The sequence below is a fragment of the Pantoea sp. BL1 genome (genome assembly GCF_000963985.1).
GTDB lineage: Bacteria > Pseudomonadota > Gammaproteobacteria > Enterobacterales > Enterobacteriaceae > Pantoea > Pantoea rwandensis_B.
On the sequence record NZ_JZRH01000003.1, the window covers coordinates 346087 to 362530 of the forward strand.

The 16444-nt window shown below is 43.4% G+C and carries 13 protein-coding genes, 1 tRNA gene and 3 pseudogenes; 9 read left to right on the plus strand and 8 right to left on the minus strand.

Features of this window, described 5'->3' with window-relative positions:
• Nucleotides 1-118: 118 nt before the first annotated feature.
• From VH86_RS03020 to VH86_RS03035, 4 genes are all read left to right on the plus strand, one after another.
• Complete coding sequence (locus VH86_RS03020) at nucleotides 119-901, plus strand: SDR family oxidoreductase (protein ID WP_045831833.1); 783 nt, start codon at nucleotides 119-121, stop codon at nucleotides 899-901.
• 203 nt (nucleotides 902-1104) lie between these two features.
• Nucleotides 1105-1180, plus strand: a tRNA-Ile gene (locus VH86_RS03025).
• Between the two features lie 406 nt (nucleotides 1181-1586).
• Nucleotides 1587-3260, plus strand: coding sequence for an AAA family ATPase (locus VH86_RS03030; RefSeq protein ID WP_045831834.1), 1674 nt, complete (start codon nucleotides 1587-1589; stop codon nucleotides 3258-3260).
• On the plus strand, nucleotides 3238-4119 hold the full coding sequence (locus VH86_RS03035; protein WP_045831835.1) for a hypothetical protein: 882 nt from the start codon (nucleotides 3238-3240) through the stop codon (nucleotides 4117-4119). The genes VH86_RS03030 and VH86_RS03035 overlap by 23 nt, the downstream gene beginning before the upstream one ends.
• Before the next feature lie 179 nt (nucleotides 4120-4298).
• Here the strand turns inward: VH86_RS03035 and VH86_RS24860 are convergent, their stop codons facing one another.
• Entirely contained in the window at nucleotides 4299-4496 is a 198-nt protein-coding gene (locus VH86_RS24860) for an ogr/Delta-like zinc finger family protein (RefSeq protein ID WP_072050560.1), read from the minus strand.
• Between the two features lie 143 nt (nucleotides 4497-4639).
• Between VH86_RS24860 and VH86_RS24865 the strand changes: the two are divergent.
• A pseudogene (locus tag VH86_RS24865) lies at nucleotides 4640-4992 on the plus strand (phage portal protein); the annotation flags it as partial.
• Nucleotides 4993-5038: 46 nt separating this feature from the next.
• On the opposite strand, the gene VH86_RS03045 reads toward VH86_RS24865, so the two are convergent.
• A complete protein-coding gene (locus tag VH86_RS03045; RefSeq protein WP_045831837.1) occupies nucleotides 5039-6598 on the minus strand; it encodes a hypothetical protein in 1560 nt (519 codons plus the stop codon).
• Nucleotides 6599-6854: 256 nt separating this feature from the next.
• A pseudogene (locus VH86_RS26025) lies at nucleotides 6855-7043 on the minus strand (hypothetical protein).
• 273 nt (nucleotides 7044-7316) lie between these two features.
• Here VH86_RS26025 and VH86_RS03055 point away from each other — a divergent pair.
• Nucleotides 7317-8308: pseudogene (locus VH86_RS03055) on the plus strand (tyrosine-type recombinase/integrase).
• Nucleotides 8309-8385: 77 nt separating this feature from the next.
• Complete coding sequence (locus VH86_RS03060) at nucleotides 8386-9489, plus strand: protein kinase (protein WP_045831838.1); 1104 nt, start codon at nucleotides 8386-8388, stop codon at nucleotides 9487-9489.
• A gap of 245 nt (nucleotides 9490-9734) precedes the next feature.
• Here VH86_RS03060 and VH86_RS03065 read toward each other — a convergent pair whose 3' ends face one another.
• From VH86_RS03065 to VH86_RS25630, 3 genes are all read right to left on the minus strand, one after another.
• Nucleotides 9735-10604 (minus strand): hypothetical protein, encoded by an 870-nt coding sequence (locus VH86_RS03065; protein WP_045831839.1) that lies wholly within the window; start codon nucleotides 10602-10604, stop codon nucleotides 9735-9737.
• A 253-nt stretch (nucleotides 10605-10857) separates the two neighbouring features.
• Nucleotides 10858-11124 (minus strand): contact-dependent growth inhibition system immunity protein, encoded by a 267-nt coding sequence (locus tag VH86_RS25625; protein ID WP_156150549.1) that lies wholly within the window; start codon nucleotides 11122-11124, stop codon nucleotides 10858-10860.
• Nucleotides 11125-11278: 154 nt separating this feature from the next.
• Entirely contained in the window at nucleotides 11279-11536 is a 258-nt protein-coding gene (locus VH86_RS25630; protein ID WP_045831840.1) for a hypothetical protein, read from the minus strand.
• A gap of 68 nt (nucleotides 11537-11604) precedes the next feature.
• Here VH86_RS25630 and VH86_RS03075 point away from each other — a divergent pair, with 68 nt between their 5' ends.
• Entirely contained in the window at nucleotides 11605-12315 is a 711-nt protein-coding gene (locus VH86_RS03075; RefSeq protein WP_045831841.1) for a hypothetical protein, read from the plus strand.
• Nucleotides 12316-12593: 278 nt separating this feature from the next.
• Here the strand turns inward: VH86_RS03075 and VH86_RS03080 are convergent, their stop codons facing one another.
• Nucleotides 12594-13298 carry an MgtC/SapB family protein gene (locus VH86_RS03080; RefSeq protein WP_045831866.1) on the minus strand — a complete coding sequence of 235 codons (705 nt, stop codon included), beginning with the start codon at nucleotides 13296-13298 and terminating at the stop codon, nucleotides 12594-12596.
• 400 nt (nucleotides 13299-13698) lie between these two features.
• Here VH86_RS03080 and ddlA point away from each other — a divergent pair, with 400 nt between their 5' ends.
• Nucleotides 13699-14793 carry a D-alanine--D-alanine ligase gene (gene ddlA, locus VH86_RS03085; protein WP_045831842.1) on the plus strand — a complete coding sequence of 365 codons (1095 nt, stop codon included), beginning with the start codon at nucleotides 13699-13701 and terminating at the stop codon, nucleotides 14791-14793.
• 168 nt (nucleotides 14794-14961) lie between these two features.
• Here ddlA and VH86_RS03090 read toward each other — a convergent pair whose 3' ends face one another.
• Entirely contained in the window at nucleotides 14962-16386 is a 1425-nt protein-coding gene (locus tag VH86_RS03090; protein WP_045831843.1) for a GGDEF domain-containing protein, read from the minus strand.
• Nucleotides 16387-16444 lie beyond the last annotated feature (58 nt).

A 16444-nucleotide genomic window follows, 5' to 3' on the forward strand; every position in this document is an offset into this window, starting at 1 on the left:
TCGTTAATAGCAATCAGTGTAATTATTACGATCATCATATTCCAGCTTGACGAAAAATATGATGATCGTCATATTAAGTTCCATCAGATATGACAACCATCATTTAAAGGAACCGACCATGACACAACAACTGGCTTTGATTACTGGCGCATCCAGCGGCATTGGTGCAACTTACGCGAAACAGCTGGCCGCACTCGGCAGCAATTTGATTCTGGTGGCGCGTGATGCCTCACGGCTTAACCAGCTGGCGCAATCACTGCGAGAGGCACATGGCGTTGACGTCCGCGTGCTGGCGGCGGATCTCACGCAAACGGATGACCTGGCAAACGTGGCACGTGAACTGCGTGACAACCACGACATTACGATGCTGGTTAACAATGCGGGAATGGTGGTGGAAGGTGAGTTTACCGACGCCGATATTCAGCCGATTCAAACCATGCTGTCGCTCAATATCATCGCGCTGACCGAACTGGCCCACAGCGCTGCACAAGCCTTCCGTGCACGCGGACAAGGCACCATCGTGAACATCGCTTCAGTGGTCGCACTGGTACATGAGGTAATGAATGGCGCCTACAACGCCAGCAAAGCCTATGTGCTATCGCTGACGCGCAATATGGATCGCGAGTTAGCAGGCAGCGGCGTGGTGCTGCAAGCCGTATTGCCCGGCTTCACGCGGACGGAAATCTTTGATCGTGCCGGGAAATCGATTAATGACATCCCGGCTGAGAAGATGATGGAAGTCGAGGATCTGGTCGCGGCAGCCTTGAGCGGTCTGGATGCGGGCGAGCTGATTACCATCCCTTCCGTGGAAGAGATGAGCCTGTGGCAGAAGCTTGATGAAGCGCGTGGCGCGATGATTCCGTATATCTCATTGAATAAACCCGCATCACGTTATCTGTAAGCTCTGGGCGTTGCTGAGGCAAGGTGCGTGATGTGCCTTGCCTCATAAAAACAGCCATGGCTGGGTGTGGGTTGAGCGTTGATAGGCTGTGAAATGTGATTTTTGCTTGGAGATCAATGACTCAGATATTGTTCTAATTTTCACCAACCGATTGGCGAACGCTGGATCACCCCTCCGAGATACTTTATAATCCCCGCTCCGCTGGCCCCTTAGCTCAGTGGTTAGAGCAGGCGACTCATAATCGCTTGGTCGCTGGTTCAAACCCAGCAGGGGCCACCAAATTTAATGATGTAAATCATGCAGTTAAGCCACCTTTCGAGGTGGCTTTTTTGTTTCCAAGATCTACCATTGGCAGCAAAATAGCAGCAGATTTTTTCTTGTAGCCTTCTTCTGCAACTACTTATACTGTAAACGCTCACTATGCCCCCCTCTTAACACAGCCATTAAAGGTTCGAACAAGATAGAAATGAGCATTATTTATGTCATTGTAAAGTGCCAGATTGATGTTTAACAATAGTTGTAGAAAGATCGTGTGTGCAAACTAAGAGAAATTACAAGAAGTTAATACACAAATATCTATAGTGTAAGAAGCATTGATTTTTAATAAGATTCATCTAAATAAGCAGATTCATTAATTTTTATAAAATCACAAGGAGTAGTTCAATGGTTAAGCGGGAGTTAATAAATGATTAAAAAAAATCAATACAGTGTATTCGCCGGATTTAGTTCAGAACTGAGATCAGGTAAAGTTATAGTTTTCAAAAAAAAGGAAAAATGGAATGACTTTACCTTTTACACAAGATATTCATCTTCAATATACAAAGATGGCATTGAATGTCACAGTATGGAAGTATTTGTAGCTGCATATGATTCAAATCACAAAGCTACAGGGTTAGGAAATGTAATGGAAGGTACTAATTCGATAGAGTTAAGTTACAAAAAAAACAACATTCAATTCTTCTCCATGCTTAAAGATATTAACGAATATAGATCTCTCTTAAGAGCGTTCCCGATAGATGAAGCAAACGAAATTTTAGAGGCAATGCATGAACTTGTTTATCTCAAAATGCATTTGGCCGAAATTCCTAATATGGAAAATTCATTATACTCTAAAGCCATTCAAACTGACGTTTTTAAAAAATCATTTCTTCGACATTCAAGTTCATTCTTCTCATTCAAAGCATCAGGTAACATCTTAAAGGGTTTGATATACGAAGAATTAGACAGTATATCGAATGTTCTACATATGAAATTTAAGATGAGCAGTTTGCAGAAGCCACACACCTTAGATTTGATATATGACCCCACATCATTAATCCCTAAAAGGGTAAATGTATTAATAGGTAAAAATGGTTTAGGGAAAAGCCAGACACTAAGCCATTTTGTGTTGCTGGCTAATGATAAAATTAACGATAGCGTATCATCAAGAAATAACTTTACGTTGCATGATCCAACATCAATAAATAAACGCCCTATGATTAATCGCATCATTGCATTTGTGATGCCCGGGGATGGCGGTGATGCATATCCTAATGAGGAAGACATTGAAAATATCTCATATAAAAAAATAGCACTTAACAGAAATCATGATAAAATAAAGTTGAATATCGGCGAAGAAATAATATCGTTAGCAAGAAATATAAATCACATCGCAAACATATCTAGATGGGATATATTTATAAACGCTCTAGGAAAAACAATACCATTAAAGCATTTATTTATAGACACAAAAGATAACTCGCAAGTTAATTTAAGGGATTTAGCTGGTAAAACTATAAATGAAGAAAGAAAGCTTATTTTATGGAATAGCATACCTGACTCAGCAGAGCCTTACTTTAAAATAGATAAAAAAAAGCACGATTTGAGTTCTGGCCAGCTGGCATTTTTTAAATTTGCCCTTGAAGCATGCCAGCACATCGAAAATGGCACTTACGTTTTAATTGACGAACCTGAAACCCATATGCATCCAAATTACATATCTGAATTTATGTCATTGCTGGATGATATCCTTGAGAAAACAGGCTCCCTAGCCTTGATTGCGACACATTCTCCATATATTGTAAGAGAAGTATCCAGAAAGCAGGTTAATGTATTTAGAACTAATGAAGAAGAACAGTTCGAAATTGTCAAACCTCGATTAAAAACATTTGGGGCTAACATAAACGACATATCTGATTTTATTTTTGAGGATGATATTACTAACAAGCTATCTGATAAACTATTATTAAAAGCACGTAGCGAAAAAAAGAACTTCAACGATATAAAAAAAATATGCGGTGATGAGCTTCCTGTAGAAATGCTTCATTACCTTAAACAGGCTTTAGAAGGTGACAAGGATGAAGAAACTACAACCGCCTAAAGTACATGATTTGGCTATCCTAAAGGAAATGAAAGCCAATCAAGGCTGGGCTGCAAATCCGTCTATTGATGAGAATTTTAAATCCATGAGGGCGGATTACATAAAATTCCGACGTAATAAAGGTTCAGCTTTCTTTATTGAAAAAGTAACTATGGGGGCAGTACTCAAGGCGAAACTTATACAACACTTTGATAACCCCAGAATCGAATTATCCTATATTAATAAAATACGTTATGATTTATCTCCGGACTGCTGCCCAACATGTGGTAGTGACGGAACATCTTCTGTAGACCATTATTTACCAAAAGCTAGCTTTCCAAACCTCACACTTTACTCACTAAATCTTGTTCCAGCCTGTGAATGTAACTATAAACGAAGCGCAGTCGTAAAGGGGGATGAACCAAATGAAACTGCTATACACCCTTATTTTGATGATGGACTTGATGAACGATTAATGAAAGCCGAGATAACGGGAAATTTGGATGGTAATGATATCGATGTAAACTTCATCCCTCTACATTGTCAAAGGATTCATATCGACAAGATTAGGTTTCATATAGAAAATGTCATTAACAAGACGAGAGCGAAAACATGGATGATTAAGCGCTGGTCCACACTTTCAAACAATACTAAAACCATTGTTACTAATATTCCTGATAAAAATACGATATTAACAAATGCATCTTTAAAATATTATATTGATGCAACAATCATAGATCATGATGATGAACATAAAAGCCCTAACAATTGGCGATCAATGTTTTTATATGGACTTAGAGAATCGGATGTAATTATCGAATGGTTAGTTAAAAATCATAACAGGAGAGTGCGCGGGCAAATAGAACCTCTAAATTTATAGCAATACCCTTCAAGAACCTCCGATATAGGATTCATTGTTCTTTAAAAATGGGTAACAACAATTATTGTCGTTACCCATCCCCATCCTATTACCACTTATTAATTAAATAAAAATCTCTAAAAGTGCGAAATCAGAATATTCATTTTGAGCACCAATGTTTAAAGCCACAGTTGTTGCTGCTAATTTCTTCCCGGATGCGGAGGCTCTGACTTAACCGTGCCGGGCTTCATGATGATCTCTGACACGGTCTCATGTGATTTAAACGTACAACTGTAATTGATGTTCTGGCACTGGTTATAACGTTCTTTTGTTGTTGCTGATACCTGAAAGTTACTGCGAGTATGTGCGGCATTCCCGCACAAAGGGCAATTCATCATGACGTCGTCTCCAAAACCCAATTGAAATAAATATTACTCAATAAACTATTTTGAAATAGCACTATTCCATTTCAAGTGAATCTATTTTCACTTCAAGTTCAATGCTGGTCGTGTAGCCGTTCTCCGCGCTCAGTCCATACGTTATCCGCCAGGCAATGAAAAGCGCCAAGGGGTCGGACAACTTCCGCAATTTGTTTATGTAATCGCCGAACGGGAAGAAAGACGGGATTCAGATAATCCCACTGTCAGAAGTGGCGGCTAAGGATGAGTTTCTAAATATCAAGAACGTGAGTCGTGACGACATGATGGCCGCGCACCGTGTACCGCCGCAGATGATGGGGATTATACCCAACAATACCTGTGGATTTAGCTACGTGGAAAAAGCGAGTAAAGCATTTGTAAGAAATGAATTAATACCCCTGCAAAAAAAATCGAAGAACTAAATAGTTGGTTCAAAGACAATGTAATAAAGCTTAATACGTATAAGTTCGACTAAGTATTGAAACGGAAATTTAGAGGCACCTTTTAGGGCGCCTCTAAAATTAGCCAGCATATAAAAGTCTTTTCTTTCTAATATCTTCACTAAAAGTTTTCGAGTTCAAGTCTATTAAGTCTAAATCTCTAACCTTCCTAGAAGCAGTATATTGACTCGTATCTAACATGTATGCTTCAAATACAAGTCCATCGGCGCCTTTCTTAAGAGTTACCCTTGACTGAACTAAATGCACCAATCTTAGGTCTATTAATTGGTTGATGGCTTCTCTTTCCGGGCCTGTCATTTTTATATCGACCAAGAATATATTGCATTTTGCATCATTAATGCAGAATGAAACTAATTTGGTGAAAGCATCTTCTAAAGCTATACGATCATCGTCAGCATCTAATTTGAACTCTTCACGTTTAATGTCGCCATATTCACCGGTTGCAAGGTTAACATCCTCGGCACCTATGCGCGGTCCTCTGTGATGCTCAGGACCTCTTTCACGAGCATGATTTATAGCTTTAGTAAAAATCCCAATAAAATCACGAGTTACCCCACCAGAGGCAATGATCAGCCTATCAATTGCAGTTGTATTCAACAGACCATTAACAGTAATAGGGGGGGTCTCATTCATTAAGTTTGCGAGAATCTTTTGCATGAAAGTTTTCAATGTTGAAAATTTCTCTAAAGAAATATCAATATTGATTTCTTTGGCATCATCTCCTAATTTTACACCCGTTGGCGGATCAGTGTGGACGTACCATTCACTTCTATGTTTAATTGTGCCAATCTTAAGCCAAAGCCCATTCCCTTTAGCTATACGATGGAAATAATCGATAACTTTAGCTTGATCACTTCTTCTTATATGGTATAAGTCATCAAGTATAAGGTAGGCTGGCCCTTCTGACAAAATTGAAAGCTTATTAAAGAAACGTTGGAATTTTAAAATATTTTGATGCAAGTACTCAGTTTTAATAGATTTGTAACCTTCACTTTTCTCAAGTGTTGCACCGCCACCCTTTTTAAACGCCCCACCTAATTCAATAGGGCTGTTTTTAACTCCAGCAGAGCCAGAAACTTCATAGCTCCCTGTTGAAATCTGTTTACTCTGAATGTCGACTTCTTCAGGTTGTAAAAGTTTATTCTCTAAATCGGAAATTATTTGCTCTAATTCTTTAATAACTTCTTGTGTGCCCTGTTTTTTAAATGGTTTTCTTTCGGGAGCTCGCCCAAAAAAACGGTTCCAAAAAGTAGTTTTGGTTGCAGGAGTTAGGGCAGCTGTTTCTAACCAAGTATGAAATTCTTGCAAACTTTTAATCAATACACTGATAAGAACATCAGGGTAAGAATGACCTTTAAAAGTTTCCATATCAACGAAAGATATGGGCCGCCTATCAATAGTAAGGTCAGCAACAACTTTTCTTAAGAGTGAAGATTTTCCTGAGCCTCGTCGTCCAAAAATCAAGCTGTGTTGCTTGGCCTTTGATTGAGCTAAAACACCCGGAGCTGGCTCTATAAATCGCTTAACATTTTCTGGCGTAGCTCTCATCGCCTCATCACAAAGTATTATGAGGTTATCCACCTGCTCAAGCCTCAGCTGAGAAAGATCATCTTTAGACATATCAACATCCCTTTAGGAAAAATCCCAACCTACCAATCATTCAAATTTTCATCAACATTTTTGATCTAAGCTCCCAGCGCGCGCTCGTACCTCCGCCACGCCTGCCCGCTTTGCGTAGTGGTTTTCATGCACTGCATGACATAAGCAAAAGCCCGCCAGAACAGGCGGGCCGAGAGAGATGCGATCCTATTTGGATCATGCGAATTCATGCAGCATAGACATGCACGCTCGCAGTGGCTATCAGGACCACTCACTCCTACTCTAGTTGATGCATTGACCGACTGTATTCGTGATTACGTAACCGCGCCATAAGCTCATCAGTTAGCTTTGAAACTCACTCAATTACCTTGCTCTTTTCCAACTCTGTGCAGTCACTCACAGCAACAAGTTTCAAAAACAAATCAATGCGCTGGAGCTTCACCGACTCAAAAAGAAAATCCTGCATGTGCCTCCCACCCAACAATTAACTGCACATAAATACAGCATATAAACTCACATTAATGTGAAACTCTTTTTATCTTTCAATGGGATTGCTCCAGATTGTCACCGGTCCAATTTAGCCTCCTGAAGCCTTCCGTTCTGGTAAAAAAGCCGTCGCCTCGCACCTGCGTTTAGGCTACATCCTCTACTCAGAAGGCTAATTTCCTTTTGATGGCCCTCAAAACCACGGGCTTTTAACTCCAGCTCTAATAGTCGGCGCTCCGGCCCAGTACAGTTATTGACAGAACTCCAAGCCCAGGTTTTCCCGAACGGCCGAGACAGCAAAAGATTACGCCGCTAATTCGCCACCAAAGATGAAGCTGAGTCTTATGAGAAGTTCGTCAAAGATCAGGCTCAGGGCAAACCGTGGTTGGGAGAGAAAGCTGATAAACGTCGGGTAATTGAGCTGGTTGAGCTTTGGTTCAAACCCCATGGCATCACGTTGGCGGATGGTGAGAAGCGGCGAACCACGATGGCGTTCGCCTGCGAAGCGATGGGAAATCCACTGGCTAGCGAATTCAACGCGAAGATTTTCGCGTCATATCGTGAGCAGCGGCTGAGCGGGAAGATCACCCACTCCAGTCGAGTTAAGACGGTTACGCCCCGCACGGTTAATTTAGAGCTGGCTTACTTCCGGGCGATGTTTAATGAGCGGTGCCGGTTAGATGAATGGATCACGCCAAATCCGCTTGGGAACGTGCGCGAGTTTAAAATAGCTGAGTCTGAGATGTCATATCTCACCATTGACGAGATCCGCACGTTACTCGTCAAGTGTGAAAACAGCCGTTCAAAGGATTTAACGACAGTCATTAAAATCTGCCTGGCAACTGGAGCGCGTTGGAGTGAAGCGGAGGGTTTGAAAGGGAACCAGATTCGCGCAGGGCAAATCATCTACGTAAAAACCAAAGGCAAGAAAAATCGCGCAGTGCCGATAACTGAGAAGTTACAGGCTGAATTGCCATCGATTAGGAAAGCGCAACCGCTCTTTGCGACATGTGATTCAGCTTTAGAAAGGCGATGCAGCACGCCGGTATTGAGACACCTGCTGGGCAGCTAACGCACGTCTTGCGCCACACCTTCGCCTCTCATTTCATGATGAACGGGGGTAATATTCTTGTACTTCAACGAATATTGGTGCACACGGATATCAAGGTGACGATGCGATATGCTCATTTTGCACCGGATCATCTTTCAGAAGTGATGCTACTTAATCCTTTGAGTCAGATATGATGAAGCTCTATATCTTGAAAAACTGAAATCTATTATTTGATAATGATTAGTTTCCCCACATTAAAAAAGGTAAAAAAATGAACTTTTATGAGTTAGATGATTCTGTTAAGAAAGTAATCTTGCGCATTGAAGTAGGAAAGCAAGGTGAAATATTAGATATTAAAAGTGGCATGTGTGGCGATGTATATGTTTTTGATCATGGCGCAGCAACATCACCTCGTTTTACTTGCGCAAAAATACCAAAAAAATCAAAAAATGCCAATGAAGATGAAATAAACTCTAGATTTATTAATGAGCTTAAGAATCAGTTGAAATATTATCACCACCAATATGTTCATTGGGCTTTTGATTTCAAAGAAGTTATGGGCGTACCTGTGGCTTTATTCCGTTATTGGGGAAGTGATCTTAGAGAAGTTATTAATAAACAGGACCAAGCTGACATTAAGAAACTTTCCATTTTGGCTTATTTGTGCTCAGGCCTCCGACATTGTTATTCTAAAGGACTAATTTCGCATCAAGATTTAAAACCAGAAAATATTTTCATTCGCAATATGCGCAATGATTTTAGAGATTTGCCTGCTCTGGATGTATATGATTTCCCGTTGCTTGGTGACTTCGGATTAGCTAATGCATTTATAGACTCGAATCATTTTTGCGGAGCAAGACCATATATGGCCCCGGAGCAATGGTTAAATCAGCATTTATCTATAAAAACTGACATCTTTGCTTTAGGGGTGATTCTATGTGAATTGATGTCAAATGGATATCATCCTGTTGGAATTAGATTAAGCGATTACTGGCCCAAACCTATTAAAGGAAACTCTCAAAAATGGAAAGATAAAGATGCCTGGGAAAACTGGTCACTAAATGGTAGCAAAATTGCTCAAGAGATAGAATCTAAAGTTGATATCGAAATTTTAGAGCTTATTAGGAAAATGCTTTCAACTTCTCCCGAATGCAGGCCATCATTAGATGAAGTCTTAACGGCGCTTCTGGATATAATTAGCAAATACAACTCAAATAGCCATGCGCAAACTTCCTTCTTAATTAAATATTTTGATTCTCAGGTCTCACAAGAAAGTTTTGAGGACCAATGGCCATCACTTTATCATCGCTGGGTGAAATTTGAAGAAAAGTTTGGCAAAAATTCCAATGATTCACAAACAAGCTTAACAATATAAGAATAATTATTTATAATCCATACGATCACAGCTTGACATCTTAATAAGAGTGGTAATGTAGCCTAACACTATCTGCCACTTCCAATTATCAAATATAATTATTATGCTATACATCTTTATTTTAATGGTAGGCATCAACATCACTATATTTGGAAGGTAGGTAAATAAAATTAACCTTGCGTCGAAAATATTTACCTTAACTATTTTATTTATAATCAACCCAATGAATTATTTTCGTAAATATTTCATAATGAATGAACATTTTTAAATAGATGTTTCATTATTTCATCATTAGACTCAAAAAATTCAGAACGAAAATCCGGCAATGAAAAGACATGCTCTTCATTATCCGGCTTTATATTTACCAAATTACTTCCTTCCTTGAACATCTTAACCATAGCATTAGCGACCATCCTCTCATTATCATTTAGAGAATTCATATCGATATAGTATTGCCCTATCATTTTCCCATTCTTCAACATTACAGACGGCTTAACTCTACTTATCTCTCTAAGATGACATATAGCAAATCCTGCAATGCTAGCATTAAGAAGTATCGACGATGTTGGCCATTGTTCATAAACACTTCGAATAGCCTCACTACGAAACGTTTTATCATGAACCAACCCAACACCGCTTGCCAGAACTTCCGTAAGAGGGCGCACGCCCATAGTTTCCCCTGACCAATATTTTTTCATCCAATCGCTATGAATATCTTCTTCCACATTTAAGTAGGTAGTAATCCATTCAGAATCAACGTTTGTATAATTGTCTCCAAAGAACTCCACTTCAGTAATAAATCGGCTTAAAGGCTTTAGTCTCCAACGTTCAAGAGCGCATTCAGCCATTTCTCTACTTTCGAAAAAATAAACCCCCTTAAGTCGGGAAACCTTCTCTGGAAAATGTAACATTCTAATTAGTTCTAATTCATATTCGTTTCTTGACTCAATAATTCTACTACCTGATAAATAATTCTTTAGCAAGTTATAGTGCCAAATTGAAACACCGAATTCGTTGCCATCATTGCAAATTGATTCAATTCTACCAATCGCTACTTCCCATGCTACCATTGGGTTATTAATATTTAAGTAAGCATAAAGTTTTCTACCAACCATGACTTAACTCCTTAAACTGGGTTTTCCAATTTAACTTCCATTACTCTAATTTATCAAAGTTGTCAGCACAGGGCAGCAGAGCGCAACTCTATGTGCCACTTTTCATCACTATATGGCCTCACTAAAACATATGAATCAGTAAGTAACTGATTTAATACAATTTAGAATGGATCTCATAATCGCTTGGTCGCTGGTTCAACCCCATCAGGAGCCACCAAGCCCTCCTACTTTTCCTAAAGCTTTCGCAACTTCATTAACCACATGATAGCTCACTCGAATGCCCATTCGCGTGAAGAAATTCTATTTTTCGGTTATTAACAATCTTCACCCATTCTTCAGCTGATAATTCCCATCGCTCGGGTGCGAACTCGCCACGATAACGCGCTATTAATACGTCGCATCCATCAGACTGCTCTTCAATTTCAGTCAAATTCGCTAACAACATACGCTGATTGGAAGGCCTTGAAGAAGATAAATAATCATCGACTAAATTATCAAACTCACAGTTTTCATCAATCAAATCACAATCCTAGCCAAAATGAGCGATTACTTAAGTGTCGAGTTCATAAGGATTGAGAATGTTAGTATCCATTTATTTCTCACATAGCAAGGCACACGGATATAATTATGTTTATTTTCTATCAAACACTTCAGTTCAAACCGAGCGGTGTCGTTTATCTAACCTCACTATTATCTATTTCTGCAAGCAGTTTACTTACACCAGAAACGGTAATAATAGCTAACACAACAGCGAAAAAGCCAAAAAATATAAGCAGCGAAAGCAGAGGATTGACTATTCCGCCCAAGCTAGTGAAATCACTCAAACGAGCAAGCTGTTCAGAGGTTAAAGCACGAAGAATGAGCTCCGGTATAATTAGAAAATAAATAATAACAACCAAGACATAAATCAGCGTTTTTTTTGTTTTCTTCATCTTCTTTCTTGCCCTTGCTTACGAACATGATCAAAAATTGAGTACAGGATACATCATGGAGCGAAGGTATGTCACAAACCTTTTTACAGCTGAAGATGCAGTCCAATAAGCATCTGGCGATCGCGTTAACTCATTCACTAAACCAGATCCATGCCGATCAGCTTTCCACCATAGATATGTTCAAGATGGGGGCACAGCGGCTCAGCAACTATGGTTCATGCTTTGTGCCTAATGAATATTATCGTAGCTCATGTCGTGATACATGGAGAGAGGACAAAAGATTAGTTCTTGCGTTAGGTGAGATCTATAAAAGAAAAGATGTTGCATTAGATATGGTCGAAATATATTTTCGCAAAACCTTCACAAGGCTCGGCGTTCAAAAAAGCAATAATCTCGTATCTCACATCCAACAAATGTTAGGAATCGCGGCCGAACACGCTTCAACAAAATCCAGTAAATTGGCTCTATCATTGACAATTGCCAATTTAGTGCTCGGTAGCGCCGATTTTAAGAGAAAGCATATCAATCTCGTTAACTCATTCTCCACATGGTTTGTAAATGGCGCCACGCTTTATGCCAAAGCGCAAACGGCTGCCTCTGCGGCCAATAGATTGAAATTTCAAGATCCTGCTTATTATCAAGCCCTATCAAGAGAAAATATTGAGATGCTTTACTTCCTCATTGAACCGCAAATGTCTGAAATCATTTATCAGGTTAAATCGGGTGATAACAATGAAGAAAAAATTGCTGATGCTTTATACGAGATTTTGAGAAAATGAAAAAAGCACTTTTATGGTTAATTCAGTCATTTATCTACCTCATTCCCCTCGCAGCTGTTGTAGCAGGGATCTACATTTTCGTCCGCTTTATTCCTAATTACGCAGCCTTCCTCAGCATATCCTGGGTGATCGTTGTTTCCTTCATCTACATCAAATACAACAGATGGTATTGAATATTACCAACACCATCTGTAAGCACTCTTTTTTACCTTCCAACCCAAATCATCGATGAGAGCGCAGCCCAATATGTGAAGGGTGCGACGACGCCACTTAGCCCATCACTCCCCTTCCAACCCGCAAACCTGCCAACGCACCGAACTCACGCCCTTCTCCAGACTAATCCTACCCACCAGATTCTCAAGTTGGTCAGTCATACTCGGTTTCCCCAGCACTTCCGCATTCACCTCCATACGATGCGGCGGATTCATATCCTCGCTGTGCAGTGATTGCAGGCGTAACCCGCTGCCGCCGAGGCTGTGCAGCATCAGGCTGCGCACCTGCACTTCATCTTGCGCCAGACAGATGATCTGCACTTTGTAGTGCTGCACCACTTCTTCTGCAGGCACCAGGTTCTGGCGATTAATTCCCTGGGCCAAATCGCGCAGCAGAATATTGGCGCACAGAATCACCATGCAACCTATCGCCGCTTCCAGCAGCAGTCCCATGCTGCACAGCACGCCCACGGCAGCGGTGCACCACAGCGTTGCGGCAGTATTCAGGCCACGCACGTTGAGACCATCACGCATGATCACCCCGCCACCAAGAAAGCCGATGCCAGAAACCACATAGGCCGCTACACGTGAGGCATCGGTGGCGATGCCGGGTACGCTTTGCGTCATCAAAACAAATAAACAGGCGCCAGTGCTGACCAGCGCATTAGTGCGCAAACCGGTCATACGTTGGCGAAGCTGGCGCTCGCTGCCAATCAGCGCGCCCAGAACCAGCGCGACGGTGACGCGCAGTAAAAAGATTTTCCAATCCATCATAAACCTCACTCCGCTACTTCAGGCAGGCGGAACATCAGGGGGTAATAAATGGATTACAGCCGGTGCCGCTACCGCTGAAACTCAGCAGCATCACGCAAAAAAACAGGAGGAGATTCTGGAAGGAAATCCACCGTCTTAACGCACGGTTAAGACAGCGTTGAGGGCTATCTTACCGCAGGGACCTTTTGTAATCGTTCGGGACAGGTGTCCAATGCAGTTATCCTCTTGGGTAAAAATTCGCCGGGATTCTAAACCTCGCATCCTGTTATGGCTACTCCAAATAGCGCTTTCGTTTAGGTTGGGTTAAAGACTTCTCTATCGGAATCCCCAACCTGTTGATGCCATTTTTCACCGTGCTATCTTACCCACTCGCTATACCGCAATCGGATCAAGACCAATGGCAAAACAACGTGTAGGAATCGTGTTTGGTGGCAAATCGGCCGAGCATGAAGTGTCGTTACAATCAGCAAAAAACATCCTCGAAGCCATCGATAAGAGCAAATACGAGGTGGTGCTGCTGGGCATCGATAAACAGGGCGAATGGCATCTGAATGATGCTTCCGGTTTCCTGCTGAATGCCGATAACCCGGCGCTGATTGCTCTGAACCGTTCTGGCGAAAATGTTGCGCTAGTGCCGGGCAGTGCTTCGCAGCAACTCATTACTCGCCAGCAGGCGCAGCCACTGTCACAGCTGGATGTGATCTTCCCGATCGTGCACGGTACGCTGGGTGAAGATGGATCGCTGCAGGGCTTGTTGCGCATGGCGAACTTGCCGTTTGTCGGATCGGATGTGCTGGGTTCGGCGGTGAGCATGGACAAAGATTTCACCAAGCGCTTGCTGCGTGATGCCGGCTTAAACGTCGCGCCGTGGATCAGCGTGACGCAGGCACAGCGTGCGCGTCTGGATGCGCAAGCCGTGGTCGATCAATTTGGTCTGCCGCTGTTTATCAAACCGGCCAATCAGGGATCGTCTGTCGGCGTGAGCAAAGTGGATCATATCGACGATCTGGCGGCAGCGCTAGATCTGGCCTTTACCTTCGATCGCAAAGTGCTGATCGAGCAAGGCATCAAAGGCCGCGAGATTGAGTGTGCGGTGCTGGGCAATGATGAGCCCGAAGCCAGCCCGTGTGGCGAAGTGGTGGTGCATGATGCCTTCTACTCGTACGACACCAAATACATCAGCGCCGACGGTGCACAAGTGGTGGTGCCCGCTGCCATCAGCGAGGCAGCCAGCGAAGCAATTCGTGCCGTGGCGATTCGCGCATTCCAGGCGCTGGAGTGCTTCGGTATGGCGCGTGTCGATGTGTTCCTGATCGAGAGCGGCGAGATCGTGGTGAACGAGGTGAATACTCTGCCGGGCTTTACCAATATCAGCATGTATCCGAAGTTGTGGCAGGCGGCAGGATTAAGCTACAGCGATTTGATTACGCGCTTGATTGAGCTGGCGCAGCAGCGCCATCAGCAGAGTAGTCAGTTGAAAAGCAGCGTTTAACCATCAATTTCAGGTGCGCAGCAATGTGCACCCTGCGACGGTAAAAACAGCTTTGTCATTGATGGTTGTCGAAACAAACTCGCTTCGGGCAATTGTGAGGTCGTCATTAAAGTACAACCCAGCATCAAGCCATCCTATGGTCGCCATCCACGGCGACCATCACGCACTTCACGCCACGTCATTCACCATGCTGCGCGGTTCCATCGCTGGAGAGGTTTGGTTACGTCCATTGCGTTTCGAGAGGTAGAGATTTTTGTCCGCGGCCGACACCAGGCGGTTAATCACGCCCGGCCATTCCCGCTCACTCAGCGCACTGCCGCGCGCCAGGCCTAAGCTGGCGGTGACCGTCACCGTGTTGCCCTGAATCCAGAACTTCTCTTTGACCATCGCCTGACGTATCGCTTCGGCCAGTTGGTAAAGTTGCAGATGGCTGTAATCGAACACCACCACCACAAACTCTTCGCCACCAAAGCGACACACCATGCCGCGATTGCCCACCACGCGTTGCATGCGGCGCGCAATCTCTTCCAGCACGCCATCACCGGCATCGTGACCAAAGTTGTCGTTAATGGCTTTGAAATAGTCGACATCCAGCATCACCACGCCCGCTTCGCGCTGTAAGGAGAACGGCTCCTGTTTCAGGCTTTCATACAGGCCGGAACGCGACAGCAGCTGGGTGAGGAAATCGAAATTCGCCCGCAACGCCAGACGATGATTGAGCTGGCGAATCGCATCCATGCTCACCGCCACCAGCAGCGGGCTGAGTGCCACGGTTGCCACACCCAATCGCGCCGAAGTGAGATGGCTGATCGGCAGCAGCGCGTCATCGCCCTGAATATTCATTACGCCGTGGGAAACAAGAACGATCTCAGTGATACCGGTAATCAGGATCACCAGGCTTGTAACAGGAATCGGTAACACGATGGCGCACCAGATCAGCGCCGGCACCGGGAAGGTTAAGCTACCTGCCCCGCCAATCATCGCCCCCATGGTCAGTGACAGCACCACCGCCGCCAGCGGCAACAGTTTGCCGGGATGCAGCAAGGTGCGAGGTGAAACGTTGCGCAATGAGCGCGCCAGCATCACTGGCAGCAGCATCAGGGAAGTCGAGAACTGCTCGCTAAACCAGTCGCCCCACGCCACCACAAAACGCGCGTTGAAATCGATATCCTGCGCCCACGCGCCCCAGGTGGCACAGGCTGCGGCACCCAGGAAACAGGCCGGGAAGATGCGCATGGCGTTGAACACCTGGCTGTTGGCCGATGGCGGCTGCAGGTGTTTGATCAACATGCTGACCGAAACGAGGATAAACAGGATATTGGCGAAGTTCACGGTCACCGCAGGCAGCGCCCAGCCGGAAAACACCGTGTCGTTAAAAATCATCGCGGCAAAGCACACCAGATAGCTCGACGTGGTATGCAGGAAGGGGTTGCGCACCATTAAACCGGCAATCAGCGCGTTCACCGGCCAAAACAGGGAGAACTCCTCCGGAATGCGCAGATGACTGCCGATAAAGCAGAAGAAAAGCGTAATCAGGAACAGCGAGAGTGCATTCTTTTTTAAATTATTCTCAGCAAACAGCTTAACGCGCATACGTCTGAACCCTGTAACCTGGAAATCGCTGCCTTCTGCCCACGGGCATCAGCAAGCA

Excerpts from the sequence above, each read along its gene's own strand:
- VH86_RS03045 (WP_045831837.1), bottom strand. The coding sequence starts at position 6,598 with ATGTCTAAAGATGATCTTTCTCAGCTGAGGCTTGAGCAGGTGGATAAC.
- ddlA (WP_045831842.1), top strand. The coding sequence starts at position 13,699 with ATGGCAAAACAACGTGTAGGAATCGTGTTTGGTGGCAAATCGGCCGAG.
- VH86_RS03060 (WP_045831838.1), top strand. The coding sequence starts at position 8,386 with ATGAACTTTTATGAGTTAGATGATTCTGTTAAGAAAGTAATCTTGCGC.
- VH86_RS03075 (WP_045831841.1), top strand. The coding sequence starts at position 11,605 with ATGTCACAAACCTTTTTACAGCTGAAGATGCAGTCCAATAAGCATCTG.
- VH86_RS03020 (WP_045831833.1), top strand. The coding sequence starts at position 119 with ATGACACAACAACTGGCTTTGATTACTGGCGCATCCAGCGGCATTGGT.
- VH86_RS25630 (WP_045831840.1), bottom strand. The coding sequence starts at position 11,536 with ATGAAGAAAACAAAAAAAACGCTGATTTATGTCTTGGTTGTTATTATT.
- VH86_RS03035 (WP_045831835.1), top strand. The coding sequence starts at position 3,238 with ATGAAGAAACTACAACCGCCTAAAGTACATGATTTGGCTATCCTAAAG.
- VH86_RS03080 (WP_045831866.1), bottom strand. The coding sequence starts at position 13,298 with ATGGATTGGAAAATCTTTTTACTGCGCGTCACCGTCGCGCTGGTTCTG.
- VH86_RS03030 (WP_045831834.1), top strand. The coding sequence starts at position 1,587 with ATGATTAAAAAAAATCAATACAGTGTATTCGCCGGATTTAGTTCAGAA.
- VH86_RS03065 (WP_045831839.1), bottom strand. The coding sequence starts at position 10,604 with ATGGTTGGTAGAAAACTTTATGCTTACTTAAATATTAATAACCCAATG.
- VH86_RS03090 (WP_045831843.1), bottom strand. The coding sequence starts at position 16,386 with ATGCGCGTTAAGCTGTTTGCTGAGAATAATTTAAAAAAGAATGCACTC.
- VH86_RS24860 (WP_072050560.1), bottom strand. The coding sequence starts at position 4,496 with ATGATGAATTGCCCTTTGTGCGGGAATGCCGCACATACTCGCAGTAAC.